This is a genomic window from Nitratireductor alexandrii, assembly GCF_004000215.1.
In the GTDB taxonomy this organism is placed as follows: domain Bacteria; phylum Pseudomonadota; class Alphaproteobacteria; order Rhizobiales; family Rhizobiaceae; genus Mangrovimarina; species Mangrovimarina alexandrii.
Map to the genome: position 1 here is coordinate 22,116 of NZ_RBVY01000015.1, position 17,331 is coordinate 39,446.

At 67.3% G+C, this 17,331-nt stretch carries 13 protein-coding genes; 8 read left to right on the top strand and 5 right to left on the bottom strand.

Translation table 11 applies throughout. From position 1 onward, the window contains the following. Positions 1 to 53 precede the first annotated feature (53 nt). The 4 genes from EP380_RS22425 to EP380_RS22440 all read left to right on the top strand — a co-directional run bounded on the left by EP380_RS22425 (position 54) and on the right by EP380_RS22440 (position 5,662). Complete coding sequence (locus EP380_RS22425) at positions 54 to 728, top strand: response regulator transcription factor (RefSeq protein WP_106571022.1); 675 nt, start codon at positions 54 to 56, stop codon at positions 726 to 728. Then, positions 725 to 2,164, top strand: coding sequence for a sensor histidine kinase (locus EP380_RS22430; RefSeq protein ID WP_127601020.1), 1,440 nt, complete (start codon positions 725 to 727; stop codon positions 2,162 to 2,164). Before EP380_RS22425 ends, EP380_RS22430 begins: the two co-directional genes overlap by 4 nt. Beyond that, positions 2,161 to 5,127, top strand: a complete 2,967-nt coding sequence (locus tag EP380_RS22435; RefSeq protein ID WP_127601022.1) for a bifunctional [glutamine synthetase] adenylyltransferase/[glutamine synthetase]-adenylyl-L-tyrosine phosphorylase — start codon at positions 2,161 to 2,163, stop codon at positions 5,125 to 5,127. The genes EP380_RS22430 and EP380_RS22435 overlap by 4 nt, the downstream gene beginning before the upstream one ends. Positions 5,128 to 5,188: 61 nt before the next feature. Beyond that, the gene (locus EP380_RS22440) at positions 5,189 to 5,662 is read left to right on the top strand and encodes an EF-hand domain-containing protein (protein WP_238720009.1); all 474 of its coding nucleotides are present in this window, start codon (positions 5,189 to 5,191) and stop codon (positions 5,660 to 5,662) included. Positions 5,663 to 5,726: 64 nt separating this feature from the next. Here EP380_RS22440 and EP380_RS22445 read toward each other — a convergent pair whose 3' ends face one another. Both EP380_RS22445 and pepN read right to left on the bottom strand, forming a co-directional pair. Then, positions 5,727 to 8,051 (bottom strand): PAS domain-containing sensor histidine kinase, encoded by a 2,325-nt coding sequence (locus tag EP380_RS22445; RefSeq protein ID WP_106571019.1) that lies wholly within the window; start codon positions 8,049 to 8,051, stop codon positions 5,727 to 5,729. A gap of 149 nt (positions 8,052 to 8,200) precedes the next feature. Next, positions 8,201 to 10,849 carry an aminopeptidase N gene (pepN, locus tag EP380_RS22450; protein WP_127601024.1) on the bottom strand — a complete coding sequence of 883 codons (2,649 nt, stop codon included), beginning with the start codon at positions 10,847 to 10,849 and terminating at the stop codon, positions 8,201 to 8,203. A gap of 160 nt (positions 10,850 to 11,009) precedes the next feature. Between pepN and EP380_RS22455 the strand changes: the two genes are divergently transcribed. Both EP380_RS22455 and EP380_RS22460 read left to right on the top strand, forming a co-directional pair. Further along, a complete protein-coding gene (locus tag EP380_RS22455; protein ID WP_127601026.1) occupies positions 11,010 to 13,319 on the top strand; it encodes a xanthine dehydrogenase family protein molybdopterin-binding subunit in 2,310 nt (769 codons plus the stop codon). After that, entirely contained in the window at positions 13,316 to 14,269 is a 954-nt protein-coding gene (locus tag EP380_RS22460) for a DMT family transporter (protein WP_127601028.1), read from the top strand. Before EP380_RS22455 ends, EP380_RS22460 begins: the two co-directional genes overlap by 4 nt. 5 nt (positions 14,270 to 14,274) lie before the next feature. Here the strand turns inward: EP380_RS22460 and EP380_RS22465 are convergent, their stop codons facing one another. Continuing rightward, positions 14,275 to 15,099, bottom strand: coding sequence for a helix-turn-helix domain-containing protein (locus EP380_RS22465; protein ID WP_127601039.1), 825 nt, complete (start codon positions 15,097 to 15,099; stop codon positions 14,275 to 14,277). 148 nt (positions 15,100 to 15,247) lie between these two features. Here EP380_RS22465 and EP380_RS22470 point away from each other — a divergent pair, with 148 nt between their 5' ends. Continuing rightward, positions 15,248 to 15,646, top strand: a complete 399-nt coding sequence (locus EP380_RS22470; protein ID WP_127601030.1) for a hypothetical protein — start codon at positions 15,248 to 15,250, stop codon at positions 15,644 to 15,646. Positions 15,647 to 15,687: 41 nt separating this feature from the next. After that, positions 15,688 to 16,119: a PaaI family thioesterase gene (locus tag EP380_RS22475; RefSeq protein ID WP_127601031.1), complete on the top strand. Its 432-nt coding sequence runs from the start codon at positions 15,688 to 15,690 to the stop codon at positions 16,117 to 16,119. A 15-nt stretch (positions 16,120 to 16,134) separates the two neighbouring features. Here the strand turns inward: EP380_RS22475 and EP380_RS22480 are convergent, their stop codons facing one another. Both EP380_RS22480 and EP380_RS22485 read right to left on the bottom strand, forming a co-directional pair. Beyond that, the gene (locus tag EP380_RS22480; protein WP_127601033.1) at positions 16,135 to 16,602 is read right to left on the bottom strand and encodes an MAPEG family protein; all 468 of its coding nucleotides are present in this window, start codon (positions 16,600 to 16,602) and stop codon (positions 16,135 to 16,137) included. Between the two features lie 40 nt (positions 16,603 to 16,642). Then, a partial coding sequence (locus EP380_RS22485; protein WP_164749962.1) for a uracil-DNA glycosylase occupies positions 16,643 to 17,331 on the bottom strand: 689 nt, incomplete at its 5' end.

The window sequence follows — 17,331 nt, forward strand, 5'->3', positions numbered from 1 at the left end:
CGCCTCGCCGCGGCCCGGTGCGCGTTGCAAGACTTGTGTCGTATAAGGCCGCCATGAAGATTCTGCTGATCGAGGACGACCGCGAGGCGGCCGATTATCTGGAGCGGGCCCTGAACGAGGCCGGCCACACCACGCATGTGGCCGGCGACGGCGAAACCGGTTTTACGCTCGCCGACGGCGGCGACTACGACGTGTTGATCGTCGACCGCATGCTGCCGCGCCGCGACGGCCTGTCGGTGGTGGCCGGCCTGCGGGCGCGCGGGCAACGCATGCCGGTCCTGATCCTGTCCGCGCTCGGCGAGGTCGACGACCGCGTGACCGGCCTCAAGGCCGGCGGCGACGACTATCTCACCAAGCCGTTTGCCCTGTCCGAGCTTCTGGCCCGCATCGAGGTGCTCAACCGGCGTGCCGGCGCCGGCGACGTGGAAACCGTCTACCGGGCCGGCGACCTCGAGCTCGACCGGCTGTCGCACACGGTGCGTCGCGCCGGCCGCGAGATCGCCCTGCAGCCGCGCGAGTTCCGGCTGCTGGAATATCTGATGCGTCACGCCGGCCAGGTGGTGACCCGCACCATGCTTCTGGAAAATGTCTGGGATTATCATTTCGATCCCCAGACCAATGTCATCGACGTGCACGTGTCGCGCTTGCGCGGCAAGATCGAAAAGGGCTTCGACAAGCCGCTCCTGCACACGGTGCGCGGCGCCGGCTACATGCTGAAAGCCGGCTGACGATGCGCCTGCCGGCCATCATGAAGACGACGGCCGCGCGGCTTTCCGCGCTCTATCTGCTTTTGTTCGGCGCCTGCGCGGTGCTTCTGGTCATTTACATGACCTCGATCTCCGTGCGCATCATCGCCGCCCAGAACCAGGAAACCATCCAGGAGGAGGCGCGCAATCTGGCACGCGCCTACGAGCGCGGCGGCATTCCCCGGCTCGTGCGTGTTGTCGAGCAGCGCGCGCGCCAGCCCGGCGCCAACCTCTATCTGATCGCCGATCCCAATGGCCGCATCCTGTCTGGCAATGTCGAAAGCCTGCAGCCGGGCGTGCTCGAGCTGGAAGGCTGGACCCAGCGCCCCTTCGCCTATGAGCGCTACGGCGACAACGGGCTTGGCCAGCGCGCGCCGACGCCCGAGACCGCGCGCGGACGTCTGGCGCATACCGCCATGGCGCTGGTCATCCGCCTGCCCAACCGCATGATCCTGCTCGTCGGCCGCGATCTCGGCGAGCCGGAGCGCTTCCGCCGGGTGGTCCAGCGCGCGCTGATCCTCGCGCTCGCCTTCATGGGCATCGGCGCCTTCGTGATCTGGTTCTTCGTCGGCCGCGCCGCGCTGCGCCGCATCGACAGTATTTCCGCGGCGAGCCAGCGCATCATGGGCGGCGACCTTTCCGGCCGGCTGCCGGTCAGCGCGGCCGGAGACGAATTCGACCGGCTCTCCGACAATCTCAACGCCATGCTGACGCGCATCTCGGCCCTCAACGAGGGGCTGAAACAGGTCTCCGACAACATCGCCCACGACCTGAAGACGCCACTGACCAGGCTGCGCCAGCGCGCCGAATCCGCCCTGGCCGGCTCCAAGGACAAGGCCGCGCTGCGCGAGGCGCTGGAGGCGGCGATCGCCGAATCGGACCAGCTCATTCGCACCTTCAACGCCATCTTGATGATTTCGCGGCTGGAGGCCGGCTATTCGGCCGAATCGACCGACCGGATCGATCTCGCCGGCATCATCGCCGACGTGGCCGAACTCTACGAGCCGGTCGCCGAGGAACGCGGCGTCGCGCTCAAAACCCGGATCGCCGGGCCGCAGACCGTGACGGCCAATCGCGAGCTCGTCGCCCAGGCCTTGTCAAACGTGGTCGACAACGCGATCAAGTATTGTGCGGGGCACGCCACGGCGCCGGCCGTGTCGATCGCGCTGGAGAAAACCGAAGGGGAGGTGCGCATCGTGATCGCAGATAACGGCCCGGGCATTCCCGCCGGCGACCGCAAGCGCGCCACCGAGCGGTTCGTGCGCCTCGAGGCGAGCCGCTCCCAGCCGGGTTCCGGCCTTGGGCTGAGCCTGGCCCGTGCCGTCATGACCTTTCATCGCGGGCGGCTCGAGCTCGCCGATGCCGATCCCGGCCTGAAAGTGGCGATGATCTTTCCCGCCGCGGGCGCGGCATCGTGAGTGCCGCCGGCGACAGACCGCGCGACGACGGCCGCGCCTGGTTCGGCGCGCCGGCGCGTGCGATCAACGCACCGTCGGCCGAAGAGGCAGCCGAGCAGCTCGAAGCGCTCGGCGAATCCGCGCGCGAGGCCGATCTGCCGCGACTGGCCGCGCTTGCCGGCTCCGATACGCCGCTCGCCGCCTTTCTGGCGGGTGTGTTCGCCCTGTCGCCCTATTTGCGCGACGTCGCCCGGCGCGACCCGGCGATCCTGGAGCGCCTGTTCGAGCAGCAGGCGGATGCAAGGCTCGAAACCCTGTTCGGCGAGATCGAAAACCTCGCATGCGGCGGCGATGCGACCGAGGCCGGCCTGATGGCGCAGTTGCGCCGGCTGAAGGCCGAGGCGCATTTTTTGATCGCGCTGTGCGACATTGCCGGCGCCTGCGATACCCGCACAACGGTCATGCGGTTGAGCCGCCTGGCCGACGCTGCGATTGGCGCGGCGGTCCGCTTCCTGCTGCGCGAGGCGCACGACAAGGGCAAGCTCGCTCTGCCCGACCCGGACGATCCCGAAACCGGCTCGGGCTGGGTGCTGCTGGGCATGGGCAAGCTCGGCGCGCACGAGCTCAACTTTTCCTCCGACATCGACCTGATCGCGTTTTTCGACCCCGAGGCGCCGGCGGTCGGCGACCCTTATGAGGCGACGGACCTGTTTTCACGGCTGACGCGCCGGTTGGTGCGTATCCTGCAGGACCGCACCGAGCACGGCTACGTCTTCCGCACCGATCTGCGCCTGCGGCCCGATCCCGGCTCGACCCCGCTCGCCATTCCGGTCGAGGCGGCGCTCAACTATTACGAAAGCCGCGGGCAGAACTGGGAACGCGCGGCCATGATCAAGGCGCGCCCGGTCGCCGGCGACCGCAAGGTGGCGGCGCATGTGCTCAAGGAGCTGACGCCCTATGTCTGGCGCAAATATATGGACTACGCCGCGATCGCCGACGTCCATTCGATCAAACGCCAGATCCATGCCCACAAGGGGCACGGCGAGATCGCCGTGCGCGGCCACAACGTCAAACTCGGCCGCGGCGGCATCCGCGAGATCGAGTTTTTCGTCCAGACCCAGCAACTGATCGCCGGCGGCCGGTTTCCGGAACTGCGCGGGCGCGAAACGGTGCCGATGCTCGCCTGTCTGGCCGAACGGGGCTGGATCTCGGACGAGGCGCGCGACACGCTGTCGGCGCGCTACTGGTTCCTGCGCGACATCGAACACGCGCTGCAGATGATGACCGACGAACAGACCCATACGCTGCCGGAGGACGACGGCGGGCTCGAGCGGGTTGCGCGGCTGCGCGGCTTCGCCTCCATCGAGGATTTTTCGCAGGCGTTCCGGGCCGCGCTCAAGGATGTGGAAGATCATTATGCCGCGCTGTTCGAAAGCGCCCCCCAACTGTCCAGCGGCGTCGGCAACCTGGTCTTCACCGGCGATGTCGACGATCCCGGCACGCTCGAGACGCTGAGCAATCTGGGCTTCGAACGGCCGAGCGACATTTGCCGCGTCATCCGCACTTGGCATTTCGGCCGCTATCGCGCCACCCAGTCGGCCGAAGCGCGCGAAAGGCTGACCGAGCTGACGCCGGCGCTGCTGGAGGCCTTCGGCGCCACCAGGCGGGCCGACGAGGCGATCCTGCGCTTCGACGAGTTCATGCGCGGCCTGCCGGCCGGCATCCAGCTTTTCTCGCTGCTGCAGTCCAATCCCGGCTTGTTGCGGCTGCTCGCCACCATCATGGGCGCCGCGCCGCGTCTGGCCGCCATCATCACCCGCCGTCCGCACGTCTTCGACGGCCTGCTCGATCCCGGCTTGTTGTCTGAACTGCCCAACAAGGCCTATCTGGCCGCCCGGCTCGACGCCTTTCTGGCGGGCGCGGTCGCCTATGAGGAGACGCTCGACCGGCTGCGCATTTTCGCCGCCGAACAGAAATTCTTGATCGGCATGCGGCTTTTGACCGGCGCGATCGACGCGACCCGCGCCGGCAAGGCGTTCTCCGATCTCGCCGATCTGACGATCGGTGCCGCGCTCGACGCGGTCTCGGCCGAATTCGCCAGCCGCCACGGCACGGTTTCCGGCGGCCGCGTCGCCATATTGGGCATGGGCAAGCTCGGCAGCCGCGAATTGACCGCGGGCTCGGATGTCGATTTGATCCTGCTCTACGACCATGACGAGAAGGCCGAGGATTCCTCGGGCGCCAGGCCGCTCGCGCCGTCGCACTATTTCGCCCGTTTCACGCAACGGCTGATCGCCGCCGTCTCCGCGCCGACGGCCGAGGGCGTGCTCTACGAGCTCGATCTGCGCCTGCGGCCGTCCGGCAACAAGGGCCCGGTCGCCACCCATATCGACGCGTTCCGCAACTATCAGCGCAAGGACGCCTGGACCTGGGAGCGCATGGCGCTGACCCGCGCGCGCGTCGTGGCCGGCGATCCCGGTTTTGGCGAGGCGGTGGCGGCGGAAGTCGAGGCGCTGCTCGCGATGCCGAGCGACAGGCAGAAGGTGTTCGGCGACGCCCGCGACATGCGCGCGCTGATCGAGGACGAAAAGCCGCCGCGCGGCCTGTGGGACCTGAAGCTCGTTCCCGGCGGTCTGATCGACCTCGAATTCATCGCCCAGACGGCCGTGCTGACCGGCGGATTGGCCGGCGAGCGCTCGACGGCGACCGCGGACCTGCTTGCACGCCTGGCGCCGGATTTCTGCGCACCGCAAATGCGCGACGAGCTGGTCGAGGCGTTTGCCCTGTTCATGGGGCTGACCCAGGTGACGCGGCTTTGCCTGACCGGCGAGATCGAACCGGACGACATGCCGCCGGGTTTGGCCGATCTGATGCTGCGCAACACCGATCTGCCCGAACTGAAGATATTGGAGGCGCATATCGAAGAGACGTCACGGCGCGTTCGCACCCATTTCGACGCGCTGTTTCGTGGGACGCATGGCTGAAAGCCGGGATGCACGGCCATGCTCCGTTCGCAACGGGGGCGACCACCCAAAGGAGCAAACGATGAAGACGAGAACCAATGCGGCGATGACCTTCCTGGCTTTGGCCGGCCTGCTCGGCGCCGCCACCGCCCAGGTCCAGGCCCAGGACGACGACATGCGGCAGGGCTGGAAGGGCGGCCACGGCCACGGCATGCGCCTGGAACGCGCCGACGCCGATCGGAGCGGCGACCTCACCTTCGAGGAATATGCCGCCACGATCGACGCCAGGCTCGCCAATGCCGATGCGGATGGCGACGGCCAGATGACGGTCGGCGAAATCGCCGACGAGATCGTGCGCATCCGCGCCGAACGCCAGGCACGGCGCCTGATCCGGCGTTTCGACGTCAATGGCGACGGCGCGCTGACGGCGGACGAGATCGAAAATCGTCAACGCAAGATGTTCGCGCTTCTCGACCGTAACGATGACGGTGTGATCGACCGGTCCGAGATGCCGCGGCGCGGCAAGGGCCATCACCGCCGGCACCGCCCGCAATAGCCAAGAGAATGCCCGGGAGCCCCCCGACTCCCGGGCATTGCCGTGGCCCCCGCCACCGGCGGCCTCACGCCGCCATCTTCAGTTCCGCGACCGGTATGCGCACCGATACGATCGTGCCCCGGCCCTGGGTCGATTTGATCTTCAGCGAACCGCCGTGCATTTCGGTGAGCGAGCGCGAGATCGCCAGGCCGAGCCCCGAGCCGCGATGGCTCTTGGAAAACTGGTTTTCGACCTGTTCGAACGGGCGCCCGAGCTTTTTCAGCGCGTCGCGCGGGATGCCGCAGCCATTGTCCTCGATCGACAGCACCAGCGCGCCGCCGGCCTTGCGCGCCCGCACGCTGATGCGTCCGCCTTCGCCGGTGAACTTGACCGCGTTGGACAGCAGATTGAGCGCGATCTGCTTGACGGCCCTGCGGTCGGCGTGAAGCGTCGTGGCCTGGGCGATATTGGTCTCGATCTCGATCGCCTTTTCCGAGGCCTGAACCGAAATCACCCGCACCGCCTCCGACATCAAGGCGGCCAGTTCGATCTCCTCGCGCTGCAGCGAGAACTGACCGGCCTCGATCTTGGACATGTCCAAAATGTCGTTGATCACGCCCAGCAGGTAGTTGCCGCTGGCGTGAATGTCGCGGGTATATTCTTCGTAGCGCTCCGAGCCGAGCGGTCCGAACAGGCTCGACTGCATCAGTTCCGAAAAGCCGATGATGGCATTGAGCGGCGTGCGCAGCTCGTGCGACATGTTGGCCAGGAATTCCGATTTCGCCCGGTTGGCGGCCTCGGCGCGCTCGGTTTCGCGCATATATTTCCGGTTGAGGTCGACCAGCTCGCGGGCACGTTCTTCCTCCGCCCGGCGGGCGAGGCTCAAATCGTGGATCGTCGCCATCAGCCGGCGCTCGCTTTCCACCAGCTTTTCCTGGTGCAGCTTCAACTGTGTGATGTCGGCGCCGACCGAGACCGTGCCGCCGTCCTTGGTGGGAAGCTGGTTGACCTGCAGCCAGCGCCCGTCGGCCAGTTGCCGCTCGTAGGTCGCCCCGCCGCCGCGCCCCTGCGGGCTCGCCAGTTTGCGCTCGAAGGCGTAGCCGTTCATGCTTGCCTCGAGATTGGGGCGCGATGTGCCCGAGACCACCTGCGAGGCCGACAGGCCCATCTGCTCCTGGAATTTGGTGTTGCACATCACCAGCCTGTCGTTCGGATCCCACAGAACGAAGGATTCGGATATGCTTTCGATGGCGGTGCGCAGCCGCATGTCGGCCTGTTCGGACTGGCGTGCCAGATTGTGCTGCTCGGTGACGTCGACGGCGATGCCGATCAGGTGGACGTCGGCGGAATCGGGGTCGATCACCTGGGCGCGCGCCCGCATCCAGACCCAATGGCCCTTGGCGTGGCGCATGCGGAAGATCTGGTCGATCTGGTCGACTTCGCGCGAGACGATGCGGTTTGCAATGCCGAACAGGTCGCCGTCGTCGGCGTGGATGATCCCGGCGACGTCGCCGAAGGACAGCATGTCCTCACACGGCTCGTAGCCGAGCATGTCGTACATCGAGCGCGACCAGTACATCTTGCCGCGGCCCATGTCCCAGTCCCACAATCCGCAACGTCCGCGCACCAGCGCCAGGTCGATGCGCTGGTGCGCTTCGTTGTAGATGCGGTCGGCGGCCTGGGCGCGGGCGGCCTGGCTGAAATAGGCGTAAAGCACGACGATCAGCACGCCCGACGTGATCACGAACAAGGTAACGTTCAGCGACACGGCGCGGCGCCATTCGGCCAGCATCGTCTCGCGCGGCAACAGCGCGGCGGTGGCGCCGCGATTGTCGGCAAGCAGCCTGACGGTGGCAAGCCACGGCTCGCCGCCGATCGTCACCGGCATCACGCCCGCCCGCTCGCCGAACAGAAACAGCGGCTGGCCGGCCGAAATCAGCTCTTCCAGCGACTGTCCCGTCCACGACAGCAGTTCCGGTGTCGCGGCCACCACCTGGAAGCGTCCGTCGGTGATCAGCAGCGCGTGCTGGTTGCGCAGCGCCGCAAGCGGCGCCGAGCGCTCCAGAAAGGCCTGGCTCGGTCCGTGCGGCTGCGGGTCGTGTCGGGCAGCCTCCACGGCGCTGGCGATCTGGGCCGCGCCCAGGCCGAGCGTCATGTGCGCGGTGCGCTCGATATCCTCGCGCCACGACATCAGCGACGTCGCCCGCGCCGCTGCCACGATGACGAGAAAGACAATGATGAGGGTAGGGATCGAACGACGCAGATAGGGCTCGGCGGCGATCAGCCGTTCATAGGCGGGGGCCGCGATGATGCGCGCGTTTCCCGAAAGTCCGCGCATCGGTCGACGGCGCCCCGTTCGCCGCGCAAAAATATCCGCCTCGGGCGCGCTACGCGCGTCCGTCTCCGCCATAGGCTTCTCGCCTCTCAATGTCCCCGAAAAGATCCGGCTACGCCGCACGCCCGAATCGCTATTAAAGAATCAAACGCGATTCGCCTTGTCCAGAGCCGGGAGGCGAAATTCGTAAAATTTTAAGGTTTTCGGCCGGGCGATTCGCGCGCTCAGGCGAGTGTCCGCTCGACGATGTCGCGCAGATCGACCGACAGCCCGTCGGCAGAGGCCAGACGCAGCAGCGCCTCGCGCGCCACGGCCTTGCGCTCCGGTTCCAAGGACCGCCAGGATCGCAGCGCCGTTGCCAGCCGCGCCGCGACCTGCGGGTTCTTGCGGTCGACCGCGAGGATGATGTCGCCGAAAAAACGGTAACCTTCGCCGTCGGCGCGATGAAATCCGGTCTGGTTGGCGCTGGAAAAGGTTCCGACCAGGGCGCGCAGCCGATTCGGGTTGGCGACCGAGAAGGCGGGGTGAGCGGCAAGCGCGCGCACCGCTTCGAGCGTTTCCGGCCCGGGCGCGGCGGCCTGGATCTGGAACCATTTGTCGAGCACCAGCGGATCGTCGCGATAGCTGCGCTCGAAATCCGCCAGCGCCTGCATCGTTTCGGCGCTGCCGGCGTGGCGGTTGACGAGTACGGCGAGCGCGGCCGCCCGGTCGGTCATGTTGGTGGCCCCGGCATAGTGTTGCGCCGCCGGCGCGGCGTCGGCACCGCGGGCCGCCAGATAGTCGAGCAGCACGTTCTTCAGCGCCCTGCGTCCTGCGCTTTCGGCGTCCGGGCTGAACGGTCCGGCCTGCGACATCTCAGCGTGCAGCGCCTCGAAGTCGGCGCCATGCGCGTGTGCGATCGCTTGCACCAGCAGGGTCCGTGCCGCCAGGATCGCGTCGGGGTCGATATTGCTGCCCATCTCGCGCGCAATGTCGGCTTCGCTGGGCAATGTCAGCGCCAGCGCCCGATAGGCCGGCTCCAGCGCGTCGTCTGCGGCGATATCGCCGCACAACGCCACCAGATCCTCCGGCAGCACGGCGTCGCGGCCGCCGCGGATATGGCGCGCGCTGCGGATCAGCGTATCGACCAGCAGCGTGTTGAGCGCCTGCCAGCGCCCATAGAGGTCGCCGTCGTGGCGCGCCAGAAACAGCCGGTCGGCGCGTTTTTCCTCGACCGACAGCGTCACCGGCGCCGAAAAGCCCCGATTGAGGGACAGCCGCGGCCGTTTCGCGATTCCCCCGAACCGCAGCCTGTGCTTGCGTTTGCGCAAATGGATGACGCCGTCCCTGACGGTCGCCCCCTCGACGTGATCCCAGCCCATATCCGCGCCGTCCGGCCCGACCAGGCCGAAGGCCAGCGGGATATGCATCAGGCGCTTGCGGCTCTCGCCCGGCGTCGGCGGAACCGACTGCTCGATCTCCAGCACCAGTTCCTTGTCGGCGGCCGAATAGCTGGCCTTGGCGGTGACGTTGGGCGTGCCGGCCTGCTGGTACCACAGGAAGAATTGCGACAGGTCCTGGCCGGAGACGTCCTCGAACGCCCTGACGAAATCCTCCACCGTCGCCGCCTCGCCGTCATGGCGCTCGAAATAGAGATCCATGCCCTGCCGGAACGTTTCCGCGCCGACGACGGTGCGGATCATGCGCACGACTTCCGACCCTTTTTCGTAGACGGTCGCGGTGTAGAAATTGTTGATCTCGCGATAGCGGCGCGGGCGCACCGGATGGGCCAGCGGCCCCTGGTCCTCGGGAAATTGATGCCCTTTCAGAAGCCGCACCTCGGCGATGCGCTTGACCGCGCGCGAGCGCTGGTCGGCGGAGAATTCGTGGTCGCGATAGACGGTTAGCCCCTCCTTCAGGCAGAGCTGGAACCAGTCGCGGCACGTGATGCGGTTTCCCGTCCAGTTGTGGAAGTATTCGTGCGCGATGATCGCCTCGATATTGGCGAAGTCGGCGTCGGTGGCGGTGTCTTCGTCGGCAAGCACATATTTGTCGTTGAAGATGTTGAGGCCCTTGTTCTCCATCGCGCCCATGTTGAAGTCGGATACGGCGACGATGTTGAACACGTCGAGATCGTATTCGCGCCCGAACACCGTCTCGTCCCAGATCATCGAGCGTTTCAGCGCGTCCATGGCATAGGCGGTGCGGCCTTGCTTGCCGTGCTCGACATAGATGCTGAGCTCGACCGGCCGGCCCGAGCGCGTGACGAAGCGGTCCTTGACGACCGCGAGGTCGCCGGCGACCAGGGCGAACAGATAGGACGGCTTGGGAAAGGGATCGTGCCAGACGGCGAAATGGCGGCCGTCGGGCAGGGGGCCGGTTTCGCCCGGATTGCCGTTGGACAAAAGCAGGGGCGCCGACCCGCGATCCGCCTCGATGCGCACCGTGTAGACCGACAGGATGTCCGGCCGGTCGAGGAAATAGGTGATGCGGCGAAACCCCTCGGCCTCGCATTGCGTGCAGTAGACGCCGTTGGAGCGGTAGAGCCCCATCAGCGCCTCGTTGCCGGCCGGTGCGAGTCGGGTCGTGACGGTGAGCGTGAAGCTGCGGGCCGCAGGCGGCGCATGCAGGCTCAGCCGGTCTGGAGAAACCGTGTAGTCGTCCCCGGAGACCGGCGCCCCGTCGATTTCGAGCGAGACCAATTCAAGCCCGTCGCCATCGAGCACCAGCGGCGTCTTGGCCGCCCGCGCGCCGTCGCGCCGTTCGATCGACAATTGGGCGACGACGATCGTCCGATCGGGGTCGAGCCGGAAGGTCAGGTCGGTCTCGGGGATAAGATAGTCGCAGGGCCTGTAGTCCTCGAGTTTAAAAACCTGACCGGTATCCGAACGCATGCGCCGACCTTTCCTGGAGCGCGCCCCCGCCGTTGCCGGTTTCGGCCTGACGTGGCACAACAAATTCGTTCGCCTGCCCTTTACACGACACGGCGGCTCGACAAAACTGAGGCGTGGCTTACCCCGCCCTGGTTCTCCAAAGCAACGATCGGACTATGACATGACGGTGTTGACGCCGAAATTCGGAATGGGCGCTTCGGTCCTGCGCGTCGAGGACGCCGCCTTCATCACCGGCAAGGGCCGGTACACGGACGATTTTGCGCCCGAGGGCACGCTGCACGGTTACGTGCTGCGCTCGCCGATGGCCAATGCCGGGTTCGAGATCGCTTCGACGGACGCCGCCAGGGCCGCGCCCGGCGTGCACCTGGTGCTGACGGGCGCCGATATCGCCCATCTCAACCCGCTGAAATCGCCGGCCATGCAGCGCCAGCCCGACGGCACGCGCGCGCCGACCCGCGATATTCCGATCCTGTGCCGGGACCAGGTGCGTTATGTCGGCGACGCGATCGCCTTCGTCGTCGCCGAAAGCCGGGCCCAGGCCCAGGACGCCGCCGAGCTGATCGATGTCACCTATGAGGACCGGCCGGCGATCGCCGCCACCGCCGACGCCCTCAACGCCGGCGCGCCGCTGGTGTGGCCCGAGGCCGGGTCCAACAAATCCTTCGAATATCTGCTCGGCGAGCGCGACAAGGCCGAGGCCGCCTTCGCCAAGGCGACGCGCTTTGCCCGTATCGCCTTCCACAACAACCGGCTTGTCTGCAACTATATGGAGCCGCGCGCCGCGCTGGGTGAATGGCATGCGGACGAGGACCGCTTGGTGCTGACCACCGGCTCGCAGGGCGTGCATTCCATGCGCCGCATCATCGCCGAGCAGGTGTTCGCCATGCCGGCCGAGAAGCTGCGGGTGGTGACGCCCGATGTCGGCGGCGGGTTCGGACCCAAGACCTTCGTCTATCGCGAATACCCGCTGGTCCTGGAGGCGGCCAAGCGTCTCGGCCGTCCGGTCAAGTGGACCGGCGACCGGGCGGAGCATTTCATGACCGACGCGCAGGGGCGCGACAATCAGGTAGAGGCGGAAATGGCCATGGACGACGACGGTCGCTTCCTGGGCCTGCGGGTCGCCATCGTCGCCAATATGGGCGCCTACAATTCCCAGTACGGGCCGTTCATCCCGTTTGTCGGCGCCACCATGTCGACCGGCGTCTACGATATCGAGGCCCTCGACGTTTCGATCACCGGCGTGTTCACCAACACCTGCCCGGTCGACGCCTATCGCGGCGCCGGACGGCCGGAAGCCGCCTTCTTGTTGGAAAAGCTGGTCGACGAATGCGCGCGCGAGATCGGGCTGGCGCCCGACGAGATCCGGCGGCGCAATTTCATCCGCCCGGAGCAGTTTCCCTATCGTACCCAGACCGGGCGTCTTTACGATGTCGGCGAGTTCGAGGGCCATATGGACCAGGCAATGGAGCGGGCCGACTGGACCGGCTTTGCCGCGCGCGCGGCCGACTCGCGTGCCCGTGGCCGGCTGCGCGGGATCGGCATGGCGACCTATATCGAGGCCTGCGCCTTCGCCGGCTCCGAGCCGGCCCATGTCGAGTTGAACGGCGACGGCACGGTGACGCTCAGGATCGGCACCCAGTCGAACGGGCAGGGGCATGCCACCGCCTATGCGCAATTCGTGTCGGAAAAGCTCGATCTGCCGATCGACCGTATCACGGTGCATCAGGGCGACACTGACGCGCTTGCCGCCGGCGGCGGCACCGGCGGTTCGCGCTCGATCCCGCTCGGCGGGGTGTCGGCCGCGCGCGCCGGCGAGGATCTTGCCGGCAAGATCCGCAAGATCGCCGCCGACGAGCTGGAAGCGGCCGCCGCCGACATCGAACTCGTCGATGGCACGGCGCGCATCGTCGGCACGGACCGGTCGATGGACTTTGCCTCGATCGCCAAGGCGGCCAGCAAGCCCGAGGACTTGCAGGGCATGGGCGAGTTCGTCCAGGACGAGGCCACCTATCCGAACGGCACCCACATCTGCGAACTCGAAATCGAGCCGCAAACGGGCGACGTCGAAATCCTGGCCTACACCATCGTCGACGATTTCGGCGCCACGGTGAACCCGCTGCTTCTGGCCGGCCAGGTCCATGGCGGCGTGGTTCAGGGTGCGGGCCAGGCCCTTGTCGAAGACACCGTCTACGCCGAGGACGGCCAGCTCATCACGGCGAGCTTCATGGACTACGCCATGCCGCGCGCGGACGACGTGCCGTCCTTTTCCTTCGAGACCCGCAACGTGCCGTCGACCACCAATGCGCTCGGCATCAAGGGGGCCGGCGAGGCCGGCACGATCGGCGCCACACCGGCGGTGATGAACGCCGTCACCGACGCGCTTTATCGCGGCTACGGCATCCGCCATATCGACATGCCGGCCACGCCGTCGCGTGTCTGGCAGGCGATCAAGGACGCTGCCACGGCGTGAGTCCGCTCCCGGACGACGACGACGACCGAAGACCGCTCACCGGGATCACGCTCAAGATCGCCTCGGTGTGCGCCTTCGTCGCCATGTCGACCTTCATCAAGGCGTCGGGCGAGGTGCCGCCCGGCCAGACCGTGTTCTTCCGTTCGCTGTTCGCCGTCATCCCGGTGGTGGCGGTCATGGCCTTTCGCCGGGAGCTGGCCGTCGCCTTCCGCACCAGCCGGCCGCTCAGCCACGTCGCGCGCGGTGTCGTCGGCGTCATCGCCATGGGGCTGGGCTTTTTCGCCCTGACGCGTCTGCCGCTGCCGGAATGGATCGCCATCAACTACGCCCAGCCGCTGATCGTGGTTATGCTGAGCGCGCTGGTGTTCGGCGAGACGGTGCGCATTTTTCGCTGGAGCGCGGTGATGGTCGGGCTGGTCGGGGTCACCATCATTTCATGGCCCAAGCTGACGCTGTTGTCGTCGGGCGCCGAACTGGGCCGCGGCGAGGCGCTGGGCGTGCTGGCCGCCCTGGTCGGCGCGGCGGTTTCGGCGATCGCCATGCTGCTGGTGCGCCGGTTGGTCAAGACGGAGGGATCGCCGACGATCGTGTTCTGGTTTTCCATCACCGCCACCGTCGCCGGACTGCTGACGCTGCCCTTCGGCTGGGCGGCACTGACGCCGTTGCAGGCCGTCATGCTGGTGATGGCGGGGCTGTGCGGCGGCATCGGCCAGATCCTGATGACGGAAAGCTATCGCCATGCCGACATGTCGACCATCGCCCCGTTCGAATACACTTCCATGCTGCTCGGCATCGCCATCGGCTATACGGTTTTCGGCGACGTTCCCACCATTCACGTCATGGTCGGCGGGACGATCGTCGTCGGCGCGGGCCTGTTCATCATCTGGCGCGAGCACCGGCTCGGCCTGGAGCGGGGTGCTGCCCGCCGGGTGACCCCGCCGCAGGGCTGAGCGCGTCACGAGGCCGTGCCGTTCGTCCACCCGGCGGCGAGCGCGCGCAGGATTTCGCCGGAGCAGGCATCGGCGGGAAAAAACGATTCGATCGCCAGTTCCGACAACGATATGTCGAGCGGCGTGCCGAAGACGGTGATCGTCGAAATCAGCGACAGCACGTTTTCGCCGATCTTAAGCTTCAGCGGCACCGCCACCAGCGGACCGTCCGGCTGAGGCCGTTCCGGCCGTTCACGCGCGGGCGCCGGATAGCCCCGCAATTCGTGTTCCAGCGTCGCAAGCCCTGCGTCGGCCACGGTTTCGTTGAGACGGCGCAGGCGTTCCAGAAGGTGGTCGCGCCATGCGACGAGATTGACGATACGCGGCGCGAGCCCGCCCGGATGCAGGCTGAGCCGCAGCACGTTGACGGGTGGCTCCAAGAGAGCGGGTTCGGCAACGGCCTGTAGAAACGGCGCGATCGCCCGGTTGGCCTTGACCAGGTTCCAGTGGCGATCGACGGCGATCGCGGGAAACGGCTCATGGCCTTTCAGCACCTGCTCGACGGCGGCCATTGCCTGGCCGAGCGCGGGATCGTCGAGCCGACGCTCGGTGAAACCCGGCGCATAGCCGGCGGCCAGCAAGATGCGGTTGCGCGCGCGCAGCGGCACCTCCAGCCGTTCGGCCAGATGCAGCACCATGTCGCGCGAGGGCGTGGCGCGACCGCTTTCCACGAAACTCAGATGGCGCTGCGATATCTCGGCCTCGAGCGCGAGGTCGAGCTGGCTCATCCGCCTGCGGGTGCGCCATTCTCGGATCAGACCGCCGACGGTCGGCGAGGGTTTGGTGCTCATACCCGATAGATAGCCGAGCACGGCGCGCAATCCCATTACCTTGCGGGTAATCGCCAGCAACACGATCCCGCGCCATGCTTCCTCCAGTCGGGCGCAGACGCCTCACAAAGGCCATGCCGCCGGCCAGCTCGCATCAAGGAGATTTGCCATGACCGTCGCCATCACACCCTTCCTGCGCAACGCGCTTTATCTCGACGCCGCCGTCAGCGGCGCGGCCGGCCTGTTGATGGCCGGCGGCGCGGGGGTGCTGTCGCCGTTGCTCGGCCTGCCGCAGCCGCTGTTGTTGTGGGCGGGTCTGGTGCTCATTCCTTTCGTCGCCATGCTGGTCTTCACCGCCCGCAAGGAGCGGGTGCCGCGCCTGCTGATGATCGACATTGTCGCTCTCAACGCGCTGTGGGTTGCGGCGAGCCTCGGTATGCTGGTCGCCGGCCTGGTCGAGCCGAGCCTGCTCGGCATCGCCTTCGTTGTCGCCCAGGCGGTCGCCGTTGCCGGCTTCGCTGGGCTGCAGGCGGCGGCTCTGCGCGCGGCCGCGGCGCAAGGCGCCTGATAGCGGCCCGGTGTCCGGGCGCGGATCGGAGGGAAAAGCCGATGGTGCATCACGATGCGCGACGCTGGATCGACCACGTGCTCGCCGGCTCGCCGGTCGCTCGCGGGATCGGTCTGCGCTTTACGACGATCGAGCCGGACCGGATCGTCGCCACGCTTCCCTTCGGACCCGACCGGGTAACCCTCGACGACCTTGTCCATGGCGGCGTCATCGCCACGCTGATCGACATTGCCGGCGCGGCCGCGGCCGCGTCGGGGATCGGCGACGGCGTTGCCGGCGGGGCCACCGCGACCATGAGCATCGCCTATCTCGCGCCGGCGCGCGGTTGCGACCTCACGGCCGAGGCGGTCGTGATTCAGCGCGGGCGCATCCAGACCGTGACCGATGTCTCGGTGCGCGACCCGTGCGGGCGGGCGATTGCCAAGGACATCGTCACAAGTCGCCTCTTCTTGCGCAAAAAGGCTGCGGGGTGAGGGGCTGGGCCTGTATCAGAACCCGACGGCGGCCAGCAGGACGCTGCCGCTCATGAACGCGATGATCAGCGAGCCGGGCGTCCACAGCGCCGCGCGGATATCGTGGGTCTGGCCGGTGGCATAGGCGGCGAAATGCAGGAGCCGCGTGACGACGTAGCCGTAGAACAGGAGCTGCGCCGGCCAGAGCGGCGGCGTTGTCAACGTGTAGAGAAAGCCGGCGGCCAGGAAGAACGGCACGTTTTCCAGATCGTTCATCTGGATGCGCCGGATGCGCTCGACGCGTTCGTTGGGATGAAGCTGCGTGTGATCGGGCCGGGGGGTGAGCCGCGTCGGCTTCAGATCTTCCGGGGCGCGCAGCCCGGCATTTTCCTGCTTCATGCGGACCACGGTCAGCCACGACATCGCCACGACCTTCAGGATCATCAGGCTTGCCGCGATCGCGTAGGCGGCAAGGACGGGGTCGGACAGCGACAGCAATTGCATCGTCTCCTCCGAATGTGCGGCCTGCCGTTTCGACCGGCCGTCAGGCGTCGTCCTTCAGCTCCCGCAATTTCAGTTTCAGGGCCAGAAAATCCCGCCAGGCCAGCCGTTTGTGGGCCGGATTGCGCAAAAGATAGGCCGGGTGCAGGGTCGGCATCGTCGGAATTTCGACCCCCGAGGCGGTGATATGCGTGCGCCAGTTGCCGCGCATGCGCAAAATCCCTTCCTGGGTGCGCAGCAGCGCCTTGGCCGATGGGCCGCCGAGCGTGACGAGCACTTTCGGCGCGGCAAGCTCGATCTGGCGTTCGATGAAGGGCCGGCAGATTTCCGTCTCCAGCGGCGTCGGCGTACGGTTGCCGGGCGGGCGCCACGGGATCACGTTGGCGATATAGGCCTTGCCGCGGTCGAGGCCGATCGCGGCCAGCATGCGGTCGAGCAGCTTGCCCGAGCGCCCGACGAAGGGCAGGCCCTGAATGTCCTCCTCGCGTCCCGGCGCCTCGCCGACCAGCATCACCTCGGCGGCGGGGTCGCCATCGGAAAACGCCAGGTTCTTGGCGGTGAATTTCAGATTGCAGCCGTCGAAATCCGCCAGCAAGTCTCGCAAATCCTCCAGCGAGCCGGCGCTGCGCGCAAGCTCGCGCGCCCGTTCGGCCTGGCGTTCGTCGGGAACCGCCGCCGATACCGGCCCGGCCGGCGGGCGCGGCGCGGCCGGCACCGTGCGCGCGGGCGCGG